The sequence below is a fragment of the Nevskiales bacterium genome, assembly GCA_035574475.1.
Classification (GTDB): Bacteria; Pseudomonadota; Gammaproteobacteria; order Nevskiales; family DATLYR01; genus DATLYR01.
Genome location: DATLYR010000164.1, coordinates 1 through 18,065, shown reverse-complemented (window position 1 = coordinate 18,065; position 18,065 = coordinate 1). Strand labels below are relative to the sequence as shown.

The window sequence follows — 18,065 nt, the reverse complement described above, 5'->3', positions numbered from 1 at the left end:
CGCCGCGCGGTCGCAGGCAGCGCGTTGCGGTGCTCAGTCACGACACGGATAGCCCTGTTCGACACGCTTCCGTGTCGGAGCGAGTTGGCGCTCACGACGCACCAGAACCTCGTGTCCCATCGATCGTCGCGGGAAACGGGTAGAGCCAGCACGCAACCACGCCGTAAAGGCAGAACTCGATCAGCCCGAAGACGAACCAGGCCGCGGCCAGCGACGCCGGGATCGGATAGAGAACGTACTGGTTCAGATCGACGAGAAGTCCCGTCAGCAGCGCGAAGAAGACGCCGTGGCCGAGCGCGCGTTTGACCCCGGGCGTGCGCACGAAGGCTGCGTACGAGTAAGCGAACAAAACGGCGATGCCTACGGTGAGCGCGAGGCCGAGCGCCAACGGGCGCTGCGCCAGCGGGCGCGCCACGCCGTCCAGAGCCTCGTTCGCATCGCGCAGCACGAGGCCATGAATGAGGCCGTTCCACGCCAAACCGATCACGAAGATCGTCGCCGCGGTGAGGGAAAGACGTTTCCAGTTCATGATGTTCATGATGTCAACCTTGGTCGCGGGCCGTGGCGAGGTTCTTACAGGTCGTCCATACCGACCTGTAAGAAACGGGCCCGTCGCATCGACCAATAGACATTGGTCACCCCAAACGGGAGCGCTCGTATGATGGGGTTCATTCCATGCCAGCGCGTGGTCATCGCACCGGCACGCCGCCAACTCGCCCGTCGCGGTAGCGAGTCGAGATCATGAAACGTCTTCACCGGGCGGAGCAATGCCGCATTGAGCTGCGCCCTTTGTGTGCCGAAGCCCGCGTACGTCTCGTCGAGGGCCGCGTGGCCGCCATGGATGCTGATCGGCGCTGTGTGCTCCTGCCCGACGAGCGGCATCTGGAATACGATCTGCTGTCACTGGATGTCGGCAGTGACACCGACACCGTTTGACTGGAACTGGCCGGTGTGCGCTTGCTGCCGGTCAAGCCGCTGGAGCGCTTGTTCGCCGCCTGGCCCGAGGTGATCGAAGCGGCGCGGTGCACGCGGCGATTTCGGCTGGTGGTGGTCGGCGCCGGTGCGGCGGGAGTGGAACTGGCGTTGGTGGCACGCCATGCCTTGAGACGGCAGGCATCGGGGGCCGAGGTGTGGATTGAGGAGGGAACAAGACGATGAACCATGAGGCGTCGCCCAGCGTGACGACACCCGCAGCCGAGTCAGGCGTATCTCCCTTGGAGGGCGCGTTCCTGGAGGACTTGCGTCGGCAGATGCTCAAGTTCGCCACGCTGCAACTATCGGATCCGCACGCGGCCGAAGATGCCGTGCAAGAGGCGCTGATTGGCGCGATGAAAAACGCCGCTTCGTTCGGCGGACGCTCAGCCTTCAAGACCTGGGTGTTTACGATCCTCAAGAACAAGATCGCCGACGAGCTGCGCCAAAGACAGCGCCTGGTGGATGCCAGCAGCCTGCTGCAGGCGGCACAGGATGACGAGGACTTTTCCGAATTGTTCGACCGGCGCGGCTTCTGGCACGCCGATGAACGGCCGCAGCGCTGGGCGGACCCGGAAGGCGCGCTGCACGATGCGCAGTTCTGGCGGGTGTTCGAAGCCTGTCTGACTCAGCTCCCGGCTCGACAGGCGCAGGTGTTCATGATGCGGGAATTTCTCGAACTGGAATCACCGCAGATTTGCGCCAGTGTCGGCATCACCGTGAACAATCTGAACGTCATGCTGCACCGGGCCCGCCTGAGATTGCGCGAGTGCCTGGAAAACCGTTGGTTTCTGGAGGGCAAACCATGTTGAACTGTGTCGAGGCCACCCGCTTGATGTCCGAGGCGCAGGAGCGGAAGCTGACGCTCAGGGAAAAGCTTCCGCTCAAGATGCACGTGATGATGTGCTCGGGCTGCCGCAACTTCCATGCGCAGATGCACGCACTCAGACGCATTACACGCGCTTATGCCCGCGGTGAGAACGAGCGTGCCGAGAGCCCGTTTGCCGGGGATGAGGATGCCGGTCAGGACTGACGTGGCTGCATGGCGGGTGGGGTCGGTGACTCGCCCCAATGCAAGGCGGTGTAATCGAAGCCAGCGGCCAAGGTGGGTTTGACCACCTCGAAATAGGGGGACACGTCAAAGTCGCGCGGTGTAAACAGGCTGTGGTGGCGCACGTGCAGGATTTCTTCCAGGCATCCAGGGCAGTCTGCCGCTTCCGTTTGTCGTTGCTCAATGATGGGCAGAATGGGATAGCGGATGGACTGGAAAGCCTGCGCGATCAGCGTGGAGCAGATGGCGCGCGTGGGCTCGCCGCTGCCCAGGGCCAGCAGGCGTCGCCGCCAGCGGGTTGGCACGGGTGGGGTCGGCAGCAGGTAACGCGCCAGATCGATCACATTGCGCAAATCGTACTGGTGGCCCAGGCGGGCGATCACGTAGGCGATGAGCCGCTCACGATCGGCCTCACGCAAGCCCACCGGACGGCAGATGCGGGTGTGCAAGCCCGCAAACGCATCCACCCCAACGCTGCGTACGCCATCGACGATGTCGGCCTCGACGAAGCAATGCGAGGGATCGCGCCCCACCGCGGTCAACGGGGCAAAGCCCACAAAGAGCGCGGCGTGCGACCAGGTGGACTGGGTCAGGTACTTGATCGCCGTGCTGACGCGGCTGTTGCCTTCCACCAGCAGCACGTCCCCCGGTTGCAGACAGGCCAACAGGCGCTCGGGCGGTACCGGCGGTGCCGTGCCATGCACATGCACGGGCCGTGCGAGATACCGAGCGAGCCAGCGACCGACACGGTGCAGGCCTGCGTTCATGGCACACCCCACTCAGCCGTGGCGGCAACGACGCGCGATGACATGATCCATCGATAACGTCCCCGGCCCATACACCATCAGGTAGAGCAGCACCGCCGCCCAGGTGCCGTGGGTCGGGTAGGCGCCGGGGTAGACCAGAAACTGGATCACCGCGGTCATGCCCAGCAGGGCCAATGCGGAAAAGCGCGTGGCCAGTCCGACGAGCAGCAGCAGCGGGAACAGATGTTCGGCAAACGCCGCCAGCAGCGCCGCCAGTTCCGGCGGCAGCACGGGCAGTTGGTACTCGCTGCGAAACAGCTCCACGGCGCTGTCGGACAGATGCGGCCAGCCGAGCTGCCACTGCCCGTCAATGAGGTCGATAGCCAGCCCTTCGATCTTCGTCTGGCCCGATTTCCAAAACACCGCTGCGATAGAAAACCGTGCGAGCAGCGCGATGGCGCTGTGCGGAATGCGCTCGAACAGGGCGATGATGCGGCGCGGCCATTGGGTCCAAGGGGTGCAGGTGTTCATGATGGGGTCTCCTTACGCATCATCGGTGGGTGTCAAGCTCAGTGCGCTCAGCCCTTGCACCCGCAGCAGCAGGCCCAGCCATTCGCCCAGATCGAGCGGGGCATCGCGCGCGGCCAGGCGCTCGAACACGGCGCCCAGGGGCAAGCCCGCGGCCAGGTCATCCAGCACGGCGACGGCGCCATCCGCCACGGGAATCACTTGCACGGAGAGGTCGGTGCGCACGACCACGGCGTTTTCCGCGCGCCCAGGGTCGATCGCCTCCAGCGCACCCTCCCCGTGGTGCGCTGCCCAGATCGACACGGCGGCGTGGCGCAGCCGCAAGCCGTGCAGCGAGGGGTGCAGATGGAGGCGCAGCGCGGGCAGGCGTTCGGGATCGGCGAGCGCCGCCTGCAGGGCCGCCGGGGTCAGCACCGGCGCATCCGGGGCGTGCAAGGCCTGCAGGTAGGCCCACTCCAGCCGGGCCACGTCCGAGAGATACGGCACCGACGCCGCCGGGGCAAAGGTGTCGATGAACGTGGCGAAATCACCGCCGTACTGCGCGAGCACGGGCGAGGTCGGCAGATGCGCGCGCACGTATTCACGCGCCATCGCGCGGAAAAACGCCTCGCCTACCAACTGCACCACCACCGGATAGGTATCGGCCAGGGCGTCGATGAGCGAGACGACGACGTTGTTGCGGTACACCGCAAAGCGGGTGGCCACCTCCGAGCCGTTCCACGCGACCAGACCGGGCGGCGGTGGCAGAGAAGGATCGAGCAGCGCTTGCCTCCAGGCGTGCATCACACCACCTCCTGCAGCATCGGAATCGTTGCTGCCGCCTCGGCCAGCAGCGCGTCGGCGGCATGCGCTTCTGCCAACAGCACCTCGAAGGGCGGCAGGTTCTGGTCGCGCTCGATCAAGGTCGGCACCGGGCCGGTGTAGCACAGCGCCCGCCGGTACAAGGCCCACACGGCATCGTCCACCGGCGCACCGTGGCTGTCGATCAGCAGTCGCGCGCCCGCACCATCCACGTCCTCGGCAAAGCCAGCGAGGTGGATTTCCCCCACCGCGTGCAGGGGCAGCCGCGTCAGATAGGCGTCAGGGTCACGGCCGTGGTTGGTGCAGCTCACATACGCGTTATTGACGTCGAGCAGCAGGCCACAGCCGGTGCGGCGCACCACCTCGGCGATGAAGTCCGCCTCGTCCCAGGTGGAAGCGGCGAATTCGACATAGGTCGCGGGGTTTTCCAGCAGCAGGCGGCGGCCCAGCGTCTCCTGCACCTGGTCGATGTGGGCGCACACGCGCTGCAGGGTGATGTCGGTATAGGGCAGCGGCAGCAAGTCGTTGAGGAAATGCCCGCCGTGGCTGGACCAGGCCAGATGTTCCGAAAACGCCTGCGGTTGGTAGCGCGCCAGCAAGGCTTTCAGCGCCGCCAGATGCGCGCGGTCCAGCAGCCCCGCGCCGCCAATGGACAAGCCCACCCCGTGGATGGAGAGGGCGTAGCGCTCCCGAATGCGGCCCAGAGAGTGGTGCATGGGGCCGCCTGCGACGAAATAGTTCTCCGCATGGATCTCGAAGAAACCTACATCCGGCACCTGATCGAGGATCACGCGGTAATGCTCGGACTTGAGTCCCAAACCGGCACGCAATGGCAATACCGACAAAGTCTGGAATGTCGTGGGCGGTGGCCATGCCATGGCACTCTCCTGACGAATGCCGGGCCTATGGCGGCATGCCATAGGCCCGATTGCAGTAGCGATGCCTTAAGCCTTCTTTTCTTTGAACTCCTTGAGCTGACCGAAACCCGTGGGCGAGGTCGGTGAAGCGGTCTTTTCGCACGTGCCGGCGGGGACGAACTTCCAGGCGTTGCCTTGATAGTCCTTTGCCGCGGTTCCGGCACAGGTCGTGCCTGGACCAGCCTTACAATCGTTTTTGCCCTTCAGGGCGACGCCATAGCATTTTTCCTTCCCCCCCATCCCCATGTCCTGCGCCGTGGCGGTGGTCGCGGCAGTGGCCAACACGGTACCCAGCGCCAGCGTGAGAGCGGCAGCGGACAGTTTCTGGTTCATGGCAAATCTCCTGTGCGGTCGAGGCCCCTGGATGGCGTCGGCGTCGCTGGGGCCGCAAAGGCGACGTGACGGGTGTTTGGTCGTGTGAGCGGCGTGGTTCTTACACACCCGATGCATGTCACGGGATCAGTCCGACCAGGCATAGGCCTGGAAGGCTGCGTCCACGGGGGTGTGCAACACGTGGTTGCTGTAGTTGCTCAGCGTCTTGACCGCGATGGCGAGGATGATCTCGAGCACCTGGCGGTCGGTGTAGCCCGCGGCGCGAAACGCCTGAACCTGCTCGGGCGTGGGCGCCCCGCGGCTTTCCACCATCGCGTGGGTGAAGGCGGACAAAGCCGCGAGCTTGGCGTCGGGAATGGCCGTGCCGTCACGCAGCGCCTGCAGCACCGGGGCGGGCACCTTCGACACCTTGTCGGCGATCATGCTGTGTGCCGCCATGCAGTAGGTGCAGCGATGAAAGCGGCTGATGGTCAGGAACACGACTTCCTGCTCGGCGGGGGTGAAGCCACTGTCCTGCCGGAAGCGCTCGTACCCCATGAGATAGGTTTCCAGCAAGCCGGGTGAGTTGACCATGTTGGCGTACATGTTGGGCACGAAACCCAGCCTGGCCTGGGCGGTTTCGAGCATCTCACGCGCCTTTCCGGAGGTGGACTCCAAGGTCTGGGCAGGCAGGTCGAGTTTGGCAATGGCAGCGGTCATCGAAGGTCTCCTGATGAATTGGGGGGCTTGTGGGCCAGTGCCGTGCCCAAGCGCACGGTGGTGATTGGTCGTGACGAGCGGCGCTTTCATTACAGGGAACCCAGCAGACTGACGGGTGCGCATTGGGTGTAAGAAACTCGCCACAGCCTGCGACCAAGCCGCATGCATCGCTGTCTCCATCGCGCTGCCCCATCACCAGGAGCTTTCCATGCACGCCACCTTGCCCTTGCTCGAGGCCACCGACTTTCCATCGCTCACGCGCCGTCGTACCAGCACCTTGCAGGTCAATCTGGGCTACCGCTGCAACCAGTCCTGCGTGCATTGCCATGTCAATGCCGGCCCGCATCGCAAAGAGATGATGGAGGCCGACACGCTGGCGCTGATCCCCAAGGTGCTGGTGGCGCGCCGCATCGAGGTGCTGGACCTTACCGGCGGCGCACCCGAGCTGCATCCGGGCTTTCGGACACTGGTGCAGCAGGCGCGCGCGTTGGGCGTGCGCGTGATCGACCGTTGCAACCTCACCATCCTGTTCGAGCCGGGGCAGGACGATTTGGCCGAGTTCCTGGCCGCGCAGCAGGTGGAGGTGGTGGCCTCGCTGCCCTGTTATTCGGCCGACAATGTGGATCGGCAACGTGGTGATGGCGTGTTCGACAAAAGCATCGCCGGCTTGCAGCGGCTCAATGCCTTGGGCTACGGACAGGAAGGTTTGGGGTTGGTGCTCAACCTCGTCTACAACCCGCAAGGCCCCAGCCTGCCGCCGGAGCAGACGAAACTGGAAGCCGCCTACCGGCGCGAGCTGGGCGAGCATTTCGGCATCGTCTTCAACCGGCTCTATGCGCTGGCCAACATGCCGATCAACCGCTTTGGCTCGTGGCTGATTTCCAAAGGGCAGTTCGCGGGCTATATGGATTTGCTCAAGGCCAACTTCCGCGCCGACAACCTCGAGGGCGTGATGTGCCGCGATCTCGTCAGTGTGGACTGGCAGGGGTATCTCTACGACTGCGACTTCAACCAGCAGCTCGGCCTGCCGCTCGGTGCGCGGCCTGGACGCGCCCATCTGCGGGATCTGCTGGCGCAGGATGTGGACGGTGGGCCGGTCTGCGTGGCCGACCACTGCTACGGCTGCACCGCGGGCCAGGGCAGCAGTTGCGGCGGAGCCCTGGCAGGAGATGCCCGATGAATGCGCGTAAAGCGCTCGTACTGGCCGCGATCGCGCTGGCGCTGATCGCATTCTTTGCCGCTGGGGGGCCGCGCTGGCTGAACCTGGCGGCCGTGCAGGCTGGCTTGGCCGATTGGCAGGCCTGGCGCGCTGCCCACCCGGTCGCGGCGGTGCTGGGGTTTTTCATGCTGTATGTGGCGGTCACGGCGCTGTCGCTGCCCGGCGCGGCAGTGCTGACGCTGGCCGCGGGGGCCTTGTTCGGCCTGTGGCAGGGCACGCTGATCGCGTCCTTTGCCTCCAGCGTGGGGGCGCTGCTGGCGTTTGCGGTTTCGCGCTACCTGCTGCGCGACGGGGTGCAGCGTCGCTTCGGTGAGCGCCTTTCGGCCATCGATGCGGGCATTCGGCGCGATGGCGCGTTGTATTTGTTCACGCTGCGCCTGGTACCGGTGGTGCCCTTCTTCCTCATCAATGTGCTGATGGGCCTGACCGCGATGCGTGCCTGGACGTTCTACTGGGTGAGCCAGCTCGGCATGCTGGCCGGCACGCTGGTGTACGTGAATGCAGGCACCCAGATCGCGCAGTTGCGCAGCCTCTCGGACATCGTCTCGCCCACGCTGCTCGGCGCGTTTGCGCTGCTGGGCGTGTTTCCATGGCTGGCCCGTGCACTGGTGCGCGCACTGCAGCGGCGGCGTCTGTATGCACGCTGGCAGCGACCAGCCCGTTTCGATCGCAACCTGATCGTGATCGGTGGCGGTGCAGCGGGTCTGGTCACGGCCTATATCGCGGCTGCGGTCAAGGCCAAGGTGACGCTGGTGGAAGCGCACAAGATGGGGGGCGATTGCCTCAACTACGGCTGCGTGCCCAGCAAGGCCTTGATCAAAAGCGCCAAGGCCGCGCATCTCATCCGCCATGCCGACCATTACGGGCTGACCGCCAGTGAGCCGGCCTTTTCCTTCCAAGCGGTCATGCGGCGGGTGCACGCGGTGATCCGCGCGGTCGAACCGCATGACAGCATCGAGCGCTACACCAATCTGGGCGTCGATGTGGTGCAGGGTTACGCGAAGATCGTGGATCCGTGGACGGTGGAGATCCAGCGCAACGATGGCAGCCAACGCCTGACGGCTCGCAGTATCGTCATCGCTGCCGGGGCACAACCCTTCGTCCCGCCCTTGCCCGGTCTCGACGCGGTGGGTTACCTCACCTCGGATACCTTGTGGGAGACCTTGGCACAGCGCGATGCGATGCCCGGCCGCATGGTCGTGCTGGGTGGCGGGCCGATCGGCTGCGAGCTGGCACAGGCGTTTGCGCGACTGGGGGTGAAGGTCACCCAGATCGAAATGGCGCCGCGCTTGCTGATCCGCGAAGACGCGGATGTCTCGGCGCTGGCCGAGGAGGCACTGGCCCGCGACGGCGTCGAGGTGCTCACGGGCCACCAGGCGCTGCGTTGCGAACGTGAGGGCGAACGCAAGCTCATCGTCGTCGAACACACGGGCCGTGAACAGCGCATCGAATTCGATGAACTCATCTGCGCCGTGGGCCGGGTGGCCCGGCTCAAAGGCTATGGTCTGGAGGAGCTGGGTATCGAAACGCAGCGCACCGTCGTCACCAACGCGTATCTGGAAACGCTGTATCCGAATATCTACGCCGCCGGTGATGTCGCCGGGCCCTACCAGTTCACCCACACGGCCTCTCACCAGGCCTGGTATGCCGCCGTCAATGCGCTGTTTGGCCGCTTCAAGAAGTTCAAGGTGGATGACTCGGTGATCCCGTGGACGACGTTCATCGATCCGGAAGTGGCCCGTGTCGGTCTCAACGAGCAAGACGCGCAAGCCAAGGGCATCGCCTATGAGGTGACCCGCTATGGGCTGGATGATCTGGATCGCGCGATCGCCGATGGCGCGGCCCATGGCTTCGTCAAGGTGCTGACCGAGCCGGGGCGCGATCGCATTCTGGGCGTGACCATCGTCGGGGAACATGCTGGCGACCTGCTCGCCGAGTTCGTGCTGGCAATGAAGCACGGGCTGGGGCTGAACAAAATCCTCTCCACCATCCATACCTACCCCACCTGGGCGGAAGCCAATAAATACGCCGCGGGCGAATGGAAGCGCGCCCATGCACCCCAGCGGCTGCTGGCGTGGGTGGAGCGCTACCACCGCTGGATGCGAGGAGCGGCATGAAGCTGTCGATCATCGTGCCGATGCTCAATGAAGCAGCCCAGTTGCCTGCCTTGCTGGCACAGCTCGATGTGCTGCGGCGACAGGGGCACGAGGTGCTCCTGGTCGATGGCGGCAGCCACGATGGCTCGCCTGCGCTGGCGCAGGCCGCGGGCTTTACGGTGCTCACCGCCACGCGCGGCCGCGCCACGCAAATGAACGCCGGTGCGGCGGCAGCACAGGGCGATGCGCTGCTGTTTCTGCATGCCGATACACGGCTGCCTGCGGGGGCCGCCGTGGCCATCGAAGCGGCGCTGCGCGACGGCCGCCATGTCTGGGGGCGCTTCGACGTCCACATCGACGGCCGCAGCCACTGGCTGGGAGTGGTGGCCGCGCTGATGAATGGGCGTTCGCGGTTGAGCGGCATCGCCACCGGCGATCAGGCCCTCTTCGTCTCCCGCGCAGCCTTTGCACAGGTGGGGGGCTATCCCGCCCAGGCGCTGATGGAAGACATCGAACTCTCGCGCCGGCTCAAGCGCCTGTCGCGCCCGGCCTGCCTGCGTCTGCGCGTGACCACCTCGGGCCGCCGCTGGGAGAGTCGCGGTGTGTGGCGCACCATCGTTCTGATGTGGTGGCTGCGCGCCCGTTATTTTTTCGGGGCCGATCCCGACGTGTTGGCGAGGGCGTACCGATGAGGCCCGTGCGCGTGCTCGTGTTCGCCAAAGCGCCGCAGCCCGGTGTGGTCAAAACGCGGCTGATCCCGGCCCTGGGGCCAGAGGGTGCGGCGCGGCTGGCACAGCGCATGCTCACGCACACCGTGCAGCAAGCGCTGGCGTCCGCGGTGGGCGACGTCGTGCTGTGCACCAGCCCCGCGCCGACCCACCCGGCCTGGCAGGACGCTCTGCCCGCTGCGCTGGCGCAACAGTTGTGCTGGGTGGATCAAGGCGCGGGCGATTTGGGCGAGCGTCTGTGGCGCATGGCCGAACACCATGCGGCAGCAGGGCACGCGCTGCTGTTCATCGGCACGGACTGCCCGGCGCTCGACGCTGCAGCCCTGCACGCCGTGGTGCAAGGGCTGCACACGCACGATGCCGTGCTCGTGCCCAGCACCGATGGTGGCTATGTGGCCTTGGGCGTGCGCGAGCCGCACCCCCGCTTGTTTGCCGACATGCCCTGGAGCACACCAGAGGTGGCCGCGGTCACCCGCGCACGCATGGCGGCGCTCGGCTGGCACTGGGCCGAAGCGCCGGCCCTCACTGACATCGACGAACCCGAACATCTGGCCGCGCTGCCCGCGGCGTGGCAGGAGGCGGCATGAACGCACGTCTGTGGACCCTGGCGCTGGGCGTCCTGACCCTCTCGGCGGCCCAGGCGCAAACCCCATCGCCCCCCATCCCAGCAAACCATCCCTCCGCCGCCACCTCCGCCCCCGTGCATTGGGTGGGGCGCTTTGCCGGGGTCACAACGGACGTGCCCCCGGCACCGTGGCGTGTGGTGCGCTTGTCGGACAGGGTGCCGCCCACCCGTTACCGCGTGCGCGAGTGGGACGGCGTGGCCGCCGTCGAAGCCGAGGCGATGGCCAGCATGGCTCTGCTTGCGCGGCCGCTGGAGGTCGATCTGCATTTCGTGGCGCGCGAAGCGCCCTGTCAATTCCCCTGACGCCGTGGAGGCCACTTCCCATGCATGCCCTGGTCCAAGATTATTACGGCAAACAGCTTCAGCACTCAGACGACTTGAAGACCAGCGCCTGCTGTGACCCCAGCCAGGTGCCCGAGTGGCTCAAACCGCTGCTGGCCAACATCCACCCCGAGGTGCAGGCGCGCTACTACGGCTGCGGACTGGTGTGCCCGCCGTTGCTGGAGGGCTGCCGCGTGCTCGATCTGGGCTGCGGCAGCGGCCGCGATGTGTATTTGCTCGCGCAACTGGTCGGCCCCCATGGCGAGGTGGTGGGTGTGGACATGACCGACGAGCAGCTCGCGGTGGCGCAGCAACACCGCGACTGGCACGCCGAGCGCTTCGGCTACGCCAATGTGCGCTTCGTCAAAGGCTATATCGAACAGCTCGACGCGCTCGATCTGCCCCCCGGCAGCTTCGATGTCATCGTCTCCAACTGCGTGGTCAACCTCTCACCGGACAAACCGGCCGTGCTGGCGGGCGTGCAGCGGCTGCTCAAGCCGGGCGGCGAGTTCTATTTCTCCGATGTCTATGCCGACCGGCGTTTGCCGCAGGCGGTGCGCCACGATCCGGTGCTCTACGGTGAATGCCTGGGCGGTGCGCTGTACTGGAACGATTTCCTTCGACTGGCGCAGGCGGCAGGGTTTGCCGACCCGCGCCTGGTCAGCGACCGGCCGCTGGCCGTGACGGACCCGACGTTGGCGGCCAAGCTGGGCAGCGCGCGCTTTTTTTCGGCCACTTACCGGCTGTTCAAGCTCGACGCACTGGAGAGTGCCTGCGAAGACTACGGTCAGGCCGTGATCTACCGTGGCAGCATCCCGCAGTGCCCGGATCGCTTCACGCTCGACAAACACCACGACATCGAAACCGGGCGTGTCTTTCCGGTGTGCGGCAACACTTGGCGCATGCTCCACGAGACGCGCTTTGCCCCGCACTTCGATTTCATCGGTGACTTCTCCCGCCACTATGGCCTGTTTGCCGGCTGCGGTGGCGGCTTGCCGTTCGATGTCGGGGCGACGGGGGCGGCGGCATCGAGCTGCTGCTAAACCACGAGGCCAGCCATGGAACTGCTCACCCTCGTGGCCGTGCTGGTGTTGGCGCTTGGCAACGGCGCCAACGACAACTTCAAAGGCTTTGCCACGGTCTGGGGAGCGCAGATCCTGGACTATCGCCGGGCGCTCGCCTGGGCCACGCTGGCCACGGTGGCCGGCAGCCTCGCATCCTGGGGCCTGGCCGCCGCGCTGGCGCAATCCTTCACCGGCAAAGGGCTGGTGCCCGATGCGGTCGTTGGGGATCCTCGCCTGATGACCGCGGTGGCCAGCGGCGCGGCCATGACGGTGCTGATGGCCACCCGACTCGGGCTTCCGGTCTCCACCACGCATGCCTTGATCGGCGCGCTGGTGGGGGCGAATCTGGCGCAGAACAGCGCTGTGCACCTCGACCGGCTGGTGGTCATGTTCTTGCTGCCGCTGCTGCTCAGCCCCTTGCTCGCAGCCCTGTTGAGCGCGGTGGCGTATCGTGTGTTGCGGCCGCTCACCGGCGCCAGGGATTGCCTATGCGTCGTGCCGTTGGAACCGGCAACGTCTGCGCCGGGCGATCGGGCAGCAGTGGTGCGTTTGGCGGTCCCTGCGGTCATCGTGGCGGGGGCTGCGGACTGCGAGCGGCTGGACGCGCCAGTGCGCTGGTCGGTGTCTCGGAGCATGGACCGCCTGCACGTGCTGTCCGCGATGTCGATCTGCTTCGCCCGGGGCGTCAACGACACCCCCAAGCTGACGGCGCTGCTGCTCGCCGCGCAGCTCGTGGATGCGCCCCTGTCGATCCTGATGATTGCGGCCGTGATGGCGGCCGGTGGCTGGCTGTTCGCGCGTCGCGTCGCGCAAACGATGAGCCAGCGCGTCAGCCGCATGGACCCCACGCAAGGCATGAGCGCAAACCTGATCACCGCTGCCTTGGTGCTGTGCGCCAGTCCGCTGGGGCTGCCGGTTTCGACTACCCACGTCTCGGTGGGCGCGATCGCCGGTGTCGGGGCGAACGCGGGCACCCTGGACTGGAAAGCCCTGGGCAACATCCTGCTGTCCTGGGTAGCGACCTTGCCGCTGGCGATGGCAGTCGCCTGGATGATCGGCCGGCTGCTTTAACGGACGGCGCGGTGCGCCCACCACCAGGCGCAGGCGATCACAGCCGGCCATTGCAGCAAGGGTGACAGCCCGATCTCGATGCCGGGCACGATGGGCATCCAGGGCGCATAGGCCCAGTTGCCTGCCGTCAGGCTGAGCCGCTCGCGGGTGCCATGTAGAGCATGGCGAGCAGGATTGCGGTCAGGGGTACCGCCCTGCGCAGCCACTCCCGGAAAGTGCCCGCCCGCTGCGCCAGCAGGGCGAGCACGACTGCCGTCATGCCGATGAGCAGGTCGCCGGCCGTGCAGTGGGCGACCGCGAAGGCCATGCGTCCTACGCTCGGTTCGTTACACAGCGTGTAGAGCGGCAGCTGTGCGATTTCCCAAACCAGGCTGCAGCCTCAGCCTGCGGCGCAGCAGAAAGCCGGCCATGACGGCTTCTCGTTGCCAGCAAGGCATCCGCAGGCTGAAATCCGGCTTGACCTTGGAGTGCACTCAAAGGTTTAGAGTGGTGTTGTGAAGAGGTGGCCTGCGACCACGCAGGCGTGTTCTTCATGAGTGTGGAAGGAGTTTGAACATGACTGCCAAGCGCAAAGTCGAGGTGTTCAGCGCCGGCTGCCCGGCCTGCACCGATGTCGAAACCCTTGTAAAAAGCCTGGCCTGCTCCTCGTGCGAAGTCGATGTGCTCGACATGCGCGACTTGGCCGTCGCACAGCGCGCGAAGGCGCTCGGCGTGCGCTCGGTGCCAGCCGTGGCGATCGATGGCCGGCTCGCCGGCTGCTGCGTTGATCGCGGTGTCGATGAGGCGAGCCTGCGCGCCGCCGGCCTCGGCCAGCCCTGATGCTGACCATCGGCAAGCTGGCAAAGGCTGCCGGTATCAGCCCCGACGCGCTGCGCTATTACGAGCGCGAGGGGCTGCTCATCCCGGCAGGCAAGACCGATAGCGGCTATCGCCTCTATGGCGAGGATGCGGTGCGGCGGGTGCGCTTCATCCAGCACGCCCAGGCTTGCGGCTTCACGCTCGCAGAGATTCGTGACCTGCTGCACCTGCGCCAGGCCGACGGCGCATGCTGCGACGACATAAAGAGCCGCGCCATCGAGAAGAAACTCCAGCTCGCCGCCAAGATTCGCGCCATGCAGGCGATGTCGGCCGCGCTCGACGTGCTGATCGCCGAGTGTTCGGGTGGGGCGCTGCCTGTCGATGACTGTCCGATCCTGGCGGCCCTGGAAGCGGTCAGCTTTGAGGCCAAGCGCGCGCCATGAGGATCGAGCTGTTCTACACGCCGGCAGCCGGCGGCTCGCCGCTGTTCGGCGCGGCGATGTTGACCAGTTTCGCCATCGGCCGCGCGATTCCCCTGGCTCTGGCGGCCGCCGCGCTGGAGCGGATCGAGCATATGAAACCGCTCGGACGCTACCAAAGGGCTTTCGAGTTGACCGGCAGCATCCTGCTGATGCTCACCGGCCTGTATCTGCTCAATGGCTGGTTCGCCTTTTTCCCCTGGCTGACCTGGTAGGAGCACACAATGAAAACCAATCCCTCACCACTTCCGCAAAGCGTCGTCAGTTGGCTGACGCTGTTCACCTCGACCGGCACGCTGATCTGCTGCGCGCTGCCGATCCTGTTCGTCACGCTGGGCCTGGGCGCCGCCGTGGCGGCCGTCACCAGTGCCGTGCCCTTCCTGGGCACGCTGGCCCTGCACAAGGCTTGGGTGTTCGCCGGCTCCGGGCTGATGCTGCTGGTCTCCGGCTGGCTGCTCTACCGGCCGGGTCGCACCTGCCCGAGCGATCCCGAGCTGGGGCGCTTGTGCGAGCGCGCCCAGCGCTGGAACCGGCGGATTCATGGTGTCTCGGCCGCCCTCTGGGGCATCGGCTTCTTCGCCGCCTATCTGGCGCTGCCGATCCGTATCTGGCTCGGGGTCTGAGCCTCCCATCCTCGCAGGAGATCATCGTCATGCAAAAAAGACCCTATCTGAAACACCTGGCAGCCGCCTTGGCGCTTTGCCTGCCACTCATGGCCTTCGGCGCGGAGCGCCAGGTGGTGGACATTGCCGTCAAGGGCATGACCTGCCCGTTCTGCGCCTATGGGCTGGAGAAGAGCCTCGGCAAGGCGAGCGAAGTCGATAGTGCGAGCGCGAGCCTGAAGTCGCAAAACGTCCACATCGTGCTCAAGCCCGGCGCGCAACCCGACCTCGAACGCTACAAGCAGTTGATCCATGACGCCGGCTTCACGCCCGGTGACGCGAAGGTTTCCAAGGAAGAAGCCAAATGAACGTCCCGCCCGGAAACATCCTGGCGCTGGCCGTGCTTTGCGCCTGGGCGGGGGCCGTCAACGCCGCGCCGTTGACCTTCAACACGGCCCTGCCCATCTCCAAGGACGAGTGGATTCTGCGCGAGCAGCTCGTCTACGTGAAGAGCGCCGACGATCCATCATCGATGAACCGCCGCATGGAGGTTTCCGGTCTGATGTCCGTGCTGGGCTACGGCGTCACCCGTGACATTGCCGTGTTCGCGGTGCTGCCTTATGCCGACAAGCGGCTGTCGATGAACGTGGGTGGGGCGGACGCGACGCGCAGCCAGTCGGGCTTTGGCGATGCGATGTTCATGGGCCGCTACACGGTCTACGAGGACAACGCGACGGGGCATACCTTCCGCATCGCGCCGTTTCTCGGCGTCAAGGCGCCGACCGGCGATGACCACGCCTCCGATCGCCTGGGACGGCTGCCGACTATGCTCCAGCCGGGTTCGGGCTCCTGGGACTGGCAAGGCGGCGCGGTGGCGTCTTTCCAATCCCTGGATTGGGGATGGGACGTTCAACTCGCCCATCAGCGCAACGGCGAGGCCAACGGATTCCGAGCCGGCGCGGTCAGCCGCCTCGATCTGTCGGTCCAGCGCCGGCTGTGGCCCGGCACGTTGGGCGAAGGCGTCCCCAGCTTTCTCTACGGCGGGCTGGAGGCCAACCTGATCCATGTAGCCAAGGATCGGGTCGATGGGGCTGACGCTCGGAACTCGGGCGGCACGACGCTGTTCCTGACGCCGACCGTGCAGTATGTGACCCGCAAATGGGTGCTCGAAGCGGGCGCTCAGATACCGGTCTCGCAGCACCTGAACGGCAGCGCGCTCAGGAACAATTTCATCCTGACCACCGGCTTTCGCCTCAATTTCTGACGCAGTGGCGTACCCACGGGGCGCGGCGTGACCTGACTCAGAACGGATCAGGCTGCCGGCCCGGCGCTTGCTCGGACTCGGGCTCGCCCTCGCCGGCCTTGGCGCGCGCCTGGAAGCGCTGATAGCACTCCAGCCCGCAGAAGTGCTCGACGTACTCGGCGCCTTCCGGCGTCAAGGCGGCGTCGAGCGGGATTTCCCTGCAGCAGACGCAGCAGGCGACCGCCCCAGGTTCGTTGTTCATCATGTCTACCTCCTCTGATGGGCGAAGCGGATGAACTCGTCGGCCGGCAGCGGCTTGGCGTACAGGAAGCCCTGTACCGCGTCGCAGCCGGCCTGGCGCAACCATTCGAGGCTGGTTGAGGTCTCCACGCCCTCAGCCACCACGTCCAAGCCCAGCCCGTGCGCGAGCCGGATCACGGTGTCCACGATGGTCCGATCGCGGGCGTCGGCGGCGAGGCCGGCGACGAACGATTGGTCGATCTTGAGGGTGCCGATGGGGCAGCACTTCAGGTGTTGGAGGCAGGAATAGCCGGTCCCGAAGTCGTCGGCGGCGAAGCGCACGCCATTGGTGCGCAGTGCGTCGAACAGGGCGAACAGCGTCGGATCGCCGAACGCAGCCGATTCGGTCAGCTCGATCTCCAGCCGCTCGCCGGGCAACGGCGTGGCGGCCAGCACGTGCCGCAGAGCGGTGTCGAAGTCCGGCCCCACCTGACTGGCGGCCACGTTAACCGCCAGGCGGAACGACGCCGGAACGTGTTCCTGCCAGTCATGCATCTGCCGGCAGGCTTCCCGCAATACCCAGTCGCCGATCGACGGCATCAGCCCGGCGGCCTCGGCCATCGGCAGGAAACGCACAGGAGCCAGCAGACCGAGGTCGGGGTGCACCCAGCGCAACAGCGCCTCCGCGCCGATGAGCGCGCCGCCGTCTACGGCGATGATCGGTTGGTAGTGAAGAACCAGTTCCTGCCGCTGCGCCGCTTGCGCCAATTGCGCGGTGGTCGGTTCATCGGATGGCGTCGCGATCATGACCGGCTCCGGAAGGCCCGTAGCGCACGCGTCAGGGCCAACAGGAACAGGGCCGCCAGGGCGAGCGCCGCGATTCCAAAATGCTCGCTGAGGAACGCGCCGGCGGTCGTGCCTGCCAGGACGGCGGCCAGGATCGGCAAGTGGCACGGGCAGGTCAGCGCGGCCAGCACACCCCAGGCGTAAGCCCGCCAGCCCGGCGCTTGATCGTTATCCATGACGGCACTCCGCATGGGCATCCACCATGCCGGCAAGCTGCCGGTCGAGGGACTCCAGCCGCTCGCGCCGTGCCGCGAGCCATGTGCGCAAGCGGGTCAGGCACGCGGCGGCATCGCCGTCCGCATCCAGGGCATGGCACAGGCGGGCCAACTCGTCGAGGCCGATCCCGGCCTCGAACAGCGCCCGCACCAGGCGCAGCCGCGTCAGCGCCTGCTCGTCGTAGAGACCATAGCCGCCCGGCGTGTGACGCACCGGATGCACCAGCCCGCGCAGCACGTAGTCGCGCACGACATGGACGCTGACACCGGCCGCGCTGGCGAGCCTGGAAGTGGTGTAACCGTCCATCGCTTCCTCCCTTCCGTTACCCGGCGCAGCAGGACAACGCCTTCACGTCCTTCTTGAAGGTCTGCGCCGCGAGTTTCAGCCCCTCGACCATCGTCAGGTAGGGGAACAACTGGTCGGCCAGCTCCTCCACCGTCATCCGGGCACGGATCGCCAGCGCGGCCGCC

29 protein-coding genes are annotated in these 18,065 nt (G+C 66.3%); 17 read left to right on the top strand and 12 right to left on the bottom strand.

Features of this window, described 5'->3' with window-relative positions; translation table 11 throughout:
• Positions 1-91: 91 nt before the first annotated feature.
• Positions 92-538, bottom strand: a complete 447-nt coding sequence (locus VNJ47_09820; protein HXG29127.1) for a hypothetical protein — start codon at positions 536-538, stop codon at positions 92-94.
• 203 nt (positions 539-741) lie between these two features.
• On the opposite strand from VNJ47_09820, the gene VNJ47_09815 reads away from it, so the two are divergent.
• Genes VNJ47_09815 through VNJ47_09800 form a run of 4 tightly spaced genes read left to right on the top strand, consistent with a single transcriptional unit; the run spans position 742 to position 2,005 of the window.
• Positions 742-936 carry a hypothetical protein gene (locus VNJ47_09815; GenBank protein ID HXG29126.1) on the top strand — a complete coding sequence of 65 codons (195 nt, stop codon included), beginning with the start codon at positions 742-744 and terminating at the stop codon, positions 934-936.
• A 21-nt stretch (positions 937-957) separates the two neighbouring features.
• A complete protein-coding gene (locus VNJ47_09810) occupies positions 958-1,158 on the top strand; it encodes a hypothetical protein (GenBank protein HXG29125.1) in 201 nt (66 codons plus the stop codon).
• Positions 1,155-1,784 carry an RNA polymerase factor sigma-70 gene (locus tag VNJ47_09805; protein ID HXG29124.1) on the top strand — a complete coding sequence of 210 codons (630 nt, stop codon included), beginning with the start codon at positions 1,155-1,157 and terminating at the stop codon, positions 1,782-1,784. Before VNJ47_09810 ends, VNJ47_09805 begins: the two co-directional genes overlap by 4 nt.
• Positions 1,778-2,005: a zf-HC2 domain-containing protein gene (locus tag VNJ47_09800; protein ID HXG29123.1), complete on the top strand. Its 228-nt coding sequence runs from the start codon at positions 1,778-1,780 to the stop codon at positions 2,003-2,005. The genes VNJ47_09805 and VNJ47_09800 overlap by 7 nt, the downstream gene beginning before the upstream one ends.
• On the opposite strand, the gene VNJ47_09795 is transcribed toward VNJ47_09800, so the two are convergent.
• The 6 genes from VNJ47_09795 to VNJ47_09770 form a co-directional block, all read right to left on the bottom strand.
• Positions 1,996-2,790 carry a YiiX/YebB-like N1pC/P60 family cysteine hydrolase gene (locus tag VNJ47_09795; GenBank protein ID HXG29122.1) on the bottom strand — a complete coding sequence of 265 codons (795 nt, stop codon included), beginning with the start codon at positions 2,788-2,790 and terminating at the stop codon, positions 1,996-1,998. The two genes, VNJ47_09800 and VNJ47_09795, sit on opposite strands and share 10 nt — an antisense overlap.
• A gap of 12 nt (positions 2,791-2,802) precedes the next feature.
• Positions 2,803-3,300, bottom strand: a complete 498-nt coding sequence (locus tag VNJ47_09790) for a DoxX family protein (protein ID HXG29121.1) — start codon at positions 3,298-3,300, stop codon at positions 2,803-2,805.
• A 12-nt stretch (positions 3,301-3,312) separates the two neighbouring features.
• Positions 3,313-4,080, bottom strand: coding sequence for a DNA-binding domain-containing protein (locus VNJ47_09785; protein HXG29120.1), 768 nt, complete (start codon positions 4,078-4,080; stop codon positions 3,313-3,315).
• Positions 4,080-4,976 carry a DUF692 domain-containing protein gene (locus tag VNJ47_09780; protein HXG29119.1) on the bottom strand — a complete coding sequence of 299 codons (897 nt, stop codon included), beginning with the start codon at positions 4,974-4,976 and terminating at the stop codon, positions 4,080-4,082. The genes VNJ47_09785 and VNJ47_09780 overlap by 1 nt, the downstream gene beginning before the upstream one ends.
• 66 nt (positions 4,977-5,042) lie before the next feature.
• A complete protein-coding gene (locus VNJ47_09775; protein HXG29118.1) occupies positions 5,043-5,348 on the bottom strand; it encodes a DUF2282 domain-containing protein in 306 nt (101 codons plus the stop codon).
• A gap of 126 nt (positions 5,349-5,474) precedes the next feature.
• On the bottom strand, positions 5,475-6,047 hold the full coding sequence (locus VNJ47_09770; GenBank protein ID HXG29117.1) for a carboxymuconolactone decarboxylase family protein: 573 nt from the start codon (positions 6,045-6,047) through the stop codon (positions 5,475-5,477).
• Between the two features lie 208 nt (positions 6,048-6,255).
• Between VNJ47_09770 and arsS the strand changes: the two genes are divergently transcribed.
• Genes arsS through VNJ47_09735 form a run of 7 tightly spaced genes read left to right on the top strand, consistent with a single transcriptional unit; the run spans position 6,256 to position 13,171 of the window.
• Positions 6,256-7,227, top strand: a complete 972-nt coding sequence (gene arsS / locus VNJ47_09765) for an arsenosugar biosynthesis radical SAM (seleno)protein ArsS (protein HXG29116.1) — start codon at positions 6,256-6,258, stop codon at positions 7,225-7,227.
• Positions 7,224-9,383, top strand: a complete 2,160-nt coding sequence (locus tag VNJ47_09760) for an FAD-dependent oxidoreductase (protein HXG29115.1) — start codon at positions 7,224-7,226, stop codon at positions 9,381-9,383. The genes arsS and VNJ47_09760 overlap by 4 nt, the downstream gene beginning before the upstream one ends.
• On the top strand, positions 9,380-10,054 hold the full coding sequence (locus tag VNJ47_09755; GenBank protein HXG29114.1) for a TIGR04283 family arsenosugar biosynthesis glycosyltransferase: 675 nt from the start codon (positions 9,380-9,382) through the stop codon (positions 10,052-10,054). The genes VNJ47_09760 and VNJ47_09755 overlap by 4 nt, the downstream gene beginning before the upstream one ends.
• The gene (locus VNJ47_09750) at positions 10,051-10,677 is read left to right on the top strand and encodes a TIGR04282 family arsenosugar biosynthesis glycosyltransferase (protein ID HXG29113.1); all 627 of its coding nucleotides are present in this window, start codon (positions 10,051-10,053) and stop codon (positions 10,675-10,677) included. Before VNJ47_09755 ends, VNJ47_09750 begins: the two co-directional genes overlap by 4 nt.
• Positions 10,674-11,018 carry a hypothetical protein gene (locus VNJ47_09745; protein ID HXG29112.1) on the top strand — a complete coding sequence of 115 codons (345 nt, stop codon included), beginning with the start codon at positions 10,674-10,676 and terminating at the stop codon, positions 11,016-11,018. The genes VNJ47_09750 and VNJ47_09745 overlap by 4 nt, the downstream gene beginning before the upstream one ends.
• Positions 11,019-11,038: 20 nt before the next feature.
• Complete coding sequence (locus tag VNJ47_09740) at positions 11,039-12,079, top strand: methyltransferase domain-containing protein (GenBank protein HXG29111.1); 1,041 nt, start codon at positions 11,039-11,041, stop codon at positions 12,077-12,079.
• Between the two features lie 15 nt (positions 12,080-12,094).
• A complete protein-coding gene (locus VNJ47_09735) occupies positions 12,095-13,171 on the top strand; it encodes an inorganic phosphate transporter (protein HXG29110.1) in 1,077 nt (358 codons plus the stop codon).
• A gap of 127 nt (positions 13,172-13,298) precedes the next feature.
• On the opposite strand, the gene VNJ47_09730 is transcribed toward VNJ47_09735, so the two are convergent.
• Positions 13,299-13,478: a hypothetical protein gene (locus tag VNJ47_09730; GenBank protein HXG29109.1), complete on the bottom strand. Its 180-nt coding sequence runs from the start codon at positions 13,476-13,478 to the stop codon at positions 13,299-13,301.
• A gap of 248 nt (positions 13,479-13,726) precedes the next feature.
• On the opposite strand from VNJ47_09730, the gene VNJ47_09725 reads away from it, so the two are divergent.
• Genes VNJ47_09725 through VNJ47_09700 form a run of 6 tightly spaced genes read left to right on the top strand, consistent with a single transcriptional unit; the run spans position 13,727 to position 16,314 of the window.
• Positions 13,727-13,990: a thioredoxin family protein gene (locus VNJ47_09725; protein ID HXG29108.1), complete on the top strand. Its 264-nt coding sequence runs from the start codon at positions 13,727-13,729 to the stop codon at positions 13,988-13,990.
• A complete protein-coding gene (locus tag VNJ47_09720; GenBank protein HXG29107.1) occupies positions 13,990-14,412 on the top strand; it encodes a heavy metal-responsive transcriptional regulator in 423 nt (140 codons plus the stop codon). The genes VNJ47_09725 and VNJ47_09720 overlap by 1 nt, the downstream gene beginning before the upstream one ends.
• Positions 14,409-14,663, top strand: a complete 255-nt coding sequence (locus VNJ47_09715) for a cytochrome c biogenesis protein CcdA (protein HXG29106.1) — start codon at positions 14,409-14,411, stop codon at positions 14,661-14,663. Before VNJ47_09720 ends, VNJ47_09715 begins: the two co-directional genes overlap by 4 nt.
• A gap of 9 nt (positions 14,664-14,672) precedes the next feature.
• Entirely contained in the window at positions 14,673-15,071 is a 399-nt protein-coding gene (locus VNJ47_09710; GenBank protein HXG29105.1) for a hypothetical protein, read from the top strand.
• Between the two features lie 29 nt (positions 15,072-15,100).
• The gene (locus VNJ47_09705) at positions 15,101-15,418 is read left to right on the top strand and encodes a heavy metal-associated domain-containing protein (protein ID HXG29104.1); all 318 of its coding nucleotides are present in this window, start codon (positions 15,101-15,103) and stop codon (positions 15,416-15,418) included.
• A complete protein-coding gene (locus tag VNJ47_09700; GenBank protein HXG29103.1) occupies positions 15,415-16,314 on the top strand; it encodes a transporter in 900 nt (299 codons plus the stop codon). The genes VNJ47_09705 and VNJ47_09700 overlap by 4 nt, the downstream gene beginning before the upstream one ends.
• Before the next feature lie 37 nt (positions 16,315-16,351).
• Here VNJ47_09700 and VNJ47_09695 read toward each other — a convergent pair whose 3' ends face one another.
• Genes VNJ47_09695 through merD form a run of 4 tightly spaced genes read right to left on the bottom strand, consistent with a single transcriptional unit; the run spans position 16,352 to position 17,901 of the window.
• Positions 16,352-16,558, bottom strand: coding sequence for a DUF3330 domain-containing protein (locus tag VNJ47_09695; protein ID HXG29102.1), 207 nt, complete (start codon positions 16,556-16,558; stop codon positions 16,352-16,354).
• A 2-nt stretch (positions 16,559-16,560) separates the two neighbouring features.
• Positions 16,561-17,340 carry an EAL domain-containing protein gene (locus VNJ47_09690; protein HXG29101.1) on the bottom strand — a complete coding sequence of 260 codons (780 nt, stop codon included), beginning with the start codon at positions 17,338-17,340 and terminating at the stop codon, positions 16,561-16,563.
• Positions 17,337-17,570 (bottom strand): broad-spectrum mercury transporter MerE, encoded by a 234-nt coding sequence (gene merE / locus VNJ47_09685; protein HXG29100.1) that lies wholly within the window; start codon positions 17,568-17,570, stop codon positions 17,337-17,339. The genes VNJ47_09690 and merE overlap by 4 nt, the downstream gene beginning before the upstream one ends.
• Positions 17,548-17,901: a mercuric resistance transcriptional repressor MerD gene (merD, locus tag VNJ47_09680; protein ID HXG29099.1), complete on the bottom strand. Its 354-nt coding sequence runs from the start codon at positions 17,899-17,901 to the stop codon at positions 17,548-17,550. The genes merE and merD overlap by 23 nt, the downstream gene beginning before the upstream one ends.
• Between the last annotated feature and the right edge of the window lie 164 nt (positions 17,902-18,065).

Coding starts and splice junctions, on each gene's coding strand:
- VNJ47_09820 (HXG29127.1), bottom strand. CDS start 538: ATGAACATCATGAACTGGAAACGTCTTTCCCTCACCGCGGCGACGATC.
- VNJ47_09815 (HXG29126.1), top strand. CDS start 742: ATGAAACGTCTTCACCGGGCGGAGCAATGCCGCATTGAGCTGCGCCCT.
- VNJ47_09805 (HXG29124.1), top strand. CDS start 1,155: ATGAACCATGAGGCGTCGCCCAGCGTGACGACACCCGCAGCCGAGTCA.
- VNJ47_09800 (HXG29123.1), top strand. CDS start 1,778: ATGTTGAACTGTGTCGAGGCCACCCGCTTGATGTCCGAGGCGCAGGAG.
- VNJ47_09795 (HXG29122.1), bottom strand. CDS start 2,790: ATGAACGCAGGCCTGCACCGTGTCGGTCGCTGGCTCGCTCGGTATCTC.
- VNJ47_09790 (HXG29121.1), bottom strand. CDS start 3,300: ATGAACACCTGCACCCCTTGGACCCAATGGCCGCGCCGCATCATCGCC.
- VNJ47_09785 (HXG29120.1), bottom strand. CDS start 4,080: ATGCACGCCTGGAGGCAAGCGCTGCTCGATCCTTCTCTGCCACCGCCG.
- VNJ47_09780 (HXG29119.1), bottom strand. CDS start 4,976: ATGGCATGGCCACCGCCCACGACATTCCAGACTTTGTCGGTATTGCCA.
- VNJ47_09775 (HXG29118.1), bottom strand. CDS start 5,348: ATGAACCAGAAACTGTCCGCTGCCGCTCTCACGCTGGCGCTGGGTACC.
- VNJ47_09770 (HXG29117.1), bottom strand. CDS start 6,047: ATGACCGCTGCCATTGCCAAACTCGACCTGCCTGCCCAGACCTTGGAG.
- arsS (HXG29116.1), top strand. CDS start 6,256: ATGCACGCCACCTTGCCCTTGCTCGAGGCCACCGACTTTCCATCGCTC.
- VNJ47_09760 (HXG29115.1), top strand. CDS start 7,224: ATGAATGCGCGTAAAGCGCTCGTACTGGCCGCGATCGCGCTGGCGCTG.
- VNJ47_09755 (HXG29114.1), top strand. CDS start 9,380: ATGAAGCTGTCGATCATCGTGCCGATGCTCAATGAAGCAGCCCAGTTG.
- VNJ47_09750 (HXG29113.1), top strand. CDS start 10,051: ATGAGGCCCGTGCGCGTGCTCGTGTTCGCCAAAGCGCCGCAGCCCGGT.
- VNJ47_09745 (HXG29112.1), top strand. CDS start 10,674: ATGAACGCACGTCTGTGGACCCTGGCGCTGGGCGTCCTGACCCTCTCG.
- VNJ47_09740 (HXG29111.1), top strand. CDS start 11,039: ATGCATGCCCTGGTCCAAGATTATTACGGCAAACAGCTTCAGCACTCA.
- VNJ47_09735 (HXG29110.1), top strand. CDS start 12,095: ATGGAACTGCTCACCCTCGTGGCCGTGCTGGTGTTGGCGCTTGGCAAC.
- VNJ47_09730 (HXG29109.1), bottom strand. CDS start 13,478: ATGGCCTTCGCGGTCGCCCACTGCACGGCCGGCGACCTGCTCATCGGC.
- VNJ47_09725 (HXG29108.1), top strand. CDS start 13,727: ATGACTGCCAAGCGCAAAGTCGAGGTGTTCAGCGCCGGCTGCCCGGCC.
- VNJ47_09720 (HXG29107.1), top strand. CDS start 13,990: ATGCTGACCATCGGCAAGCTGGCAAAGGCTGCCGGTATCAGCCCCGAC.
- VNJ47_09715 (HXG29106.1), top strand. CDS start 14,409: ATGAGGATCGAGCTGTTCTACACGCCGGCAGCCGGCGGCTCGCCGCTG.
- VNJ47_09710 (HXG29105.1), top strand. CDS start 14,673: ATGAAAACCAATCCCTCACCACTTCCGCAAAGCGTCGTCAGTTGGCTG.
- VNJ47_09705 (HXG29104.1), top strand. CDS start 15,101: ATGCAAAAAAGACCCTATCTGAAACACCTGGCAGCCGCCTTGGCGCTT.
- VNJ47_09700 (HXG29103.1), top strand. CDS start 15,415: ATGAACGTCCCGCCCGGAAACATCCTGGCGCTGGCCGTGCTTTGCGCC.
- VNJ47_09695 (HXG29102.1), bottom strand. CDS start 16,558: ATGATGAACAACGAACCTGGGGCGGTCGCCTGCTGCGTCTGCTGCAGG.
- VNJ47_09690 (HXG29101.1), bottom strand. CDS start 17,340: ATGATCGCGACGCCATCCGATGAACCGACCACCGCGCAATTGGCGCAA.
- merE (HXG29100.1), bottom strand. CDS start 17,570: ATGCGGAGTGCCGTCATGGATAACGATCAAGCGCCGGGCTGGCGGGCT.
- merD (HXG29099.1), bottom strand. CDS start 17,901: ATGGACGGTTACACCACTTCCAGGCTCGCCAGCGCGGCCGGTGTCAGC.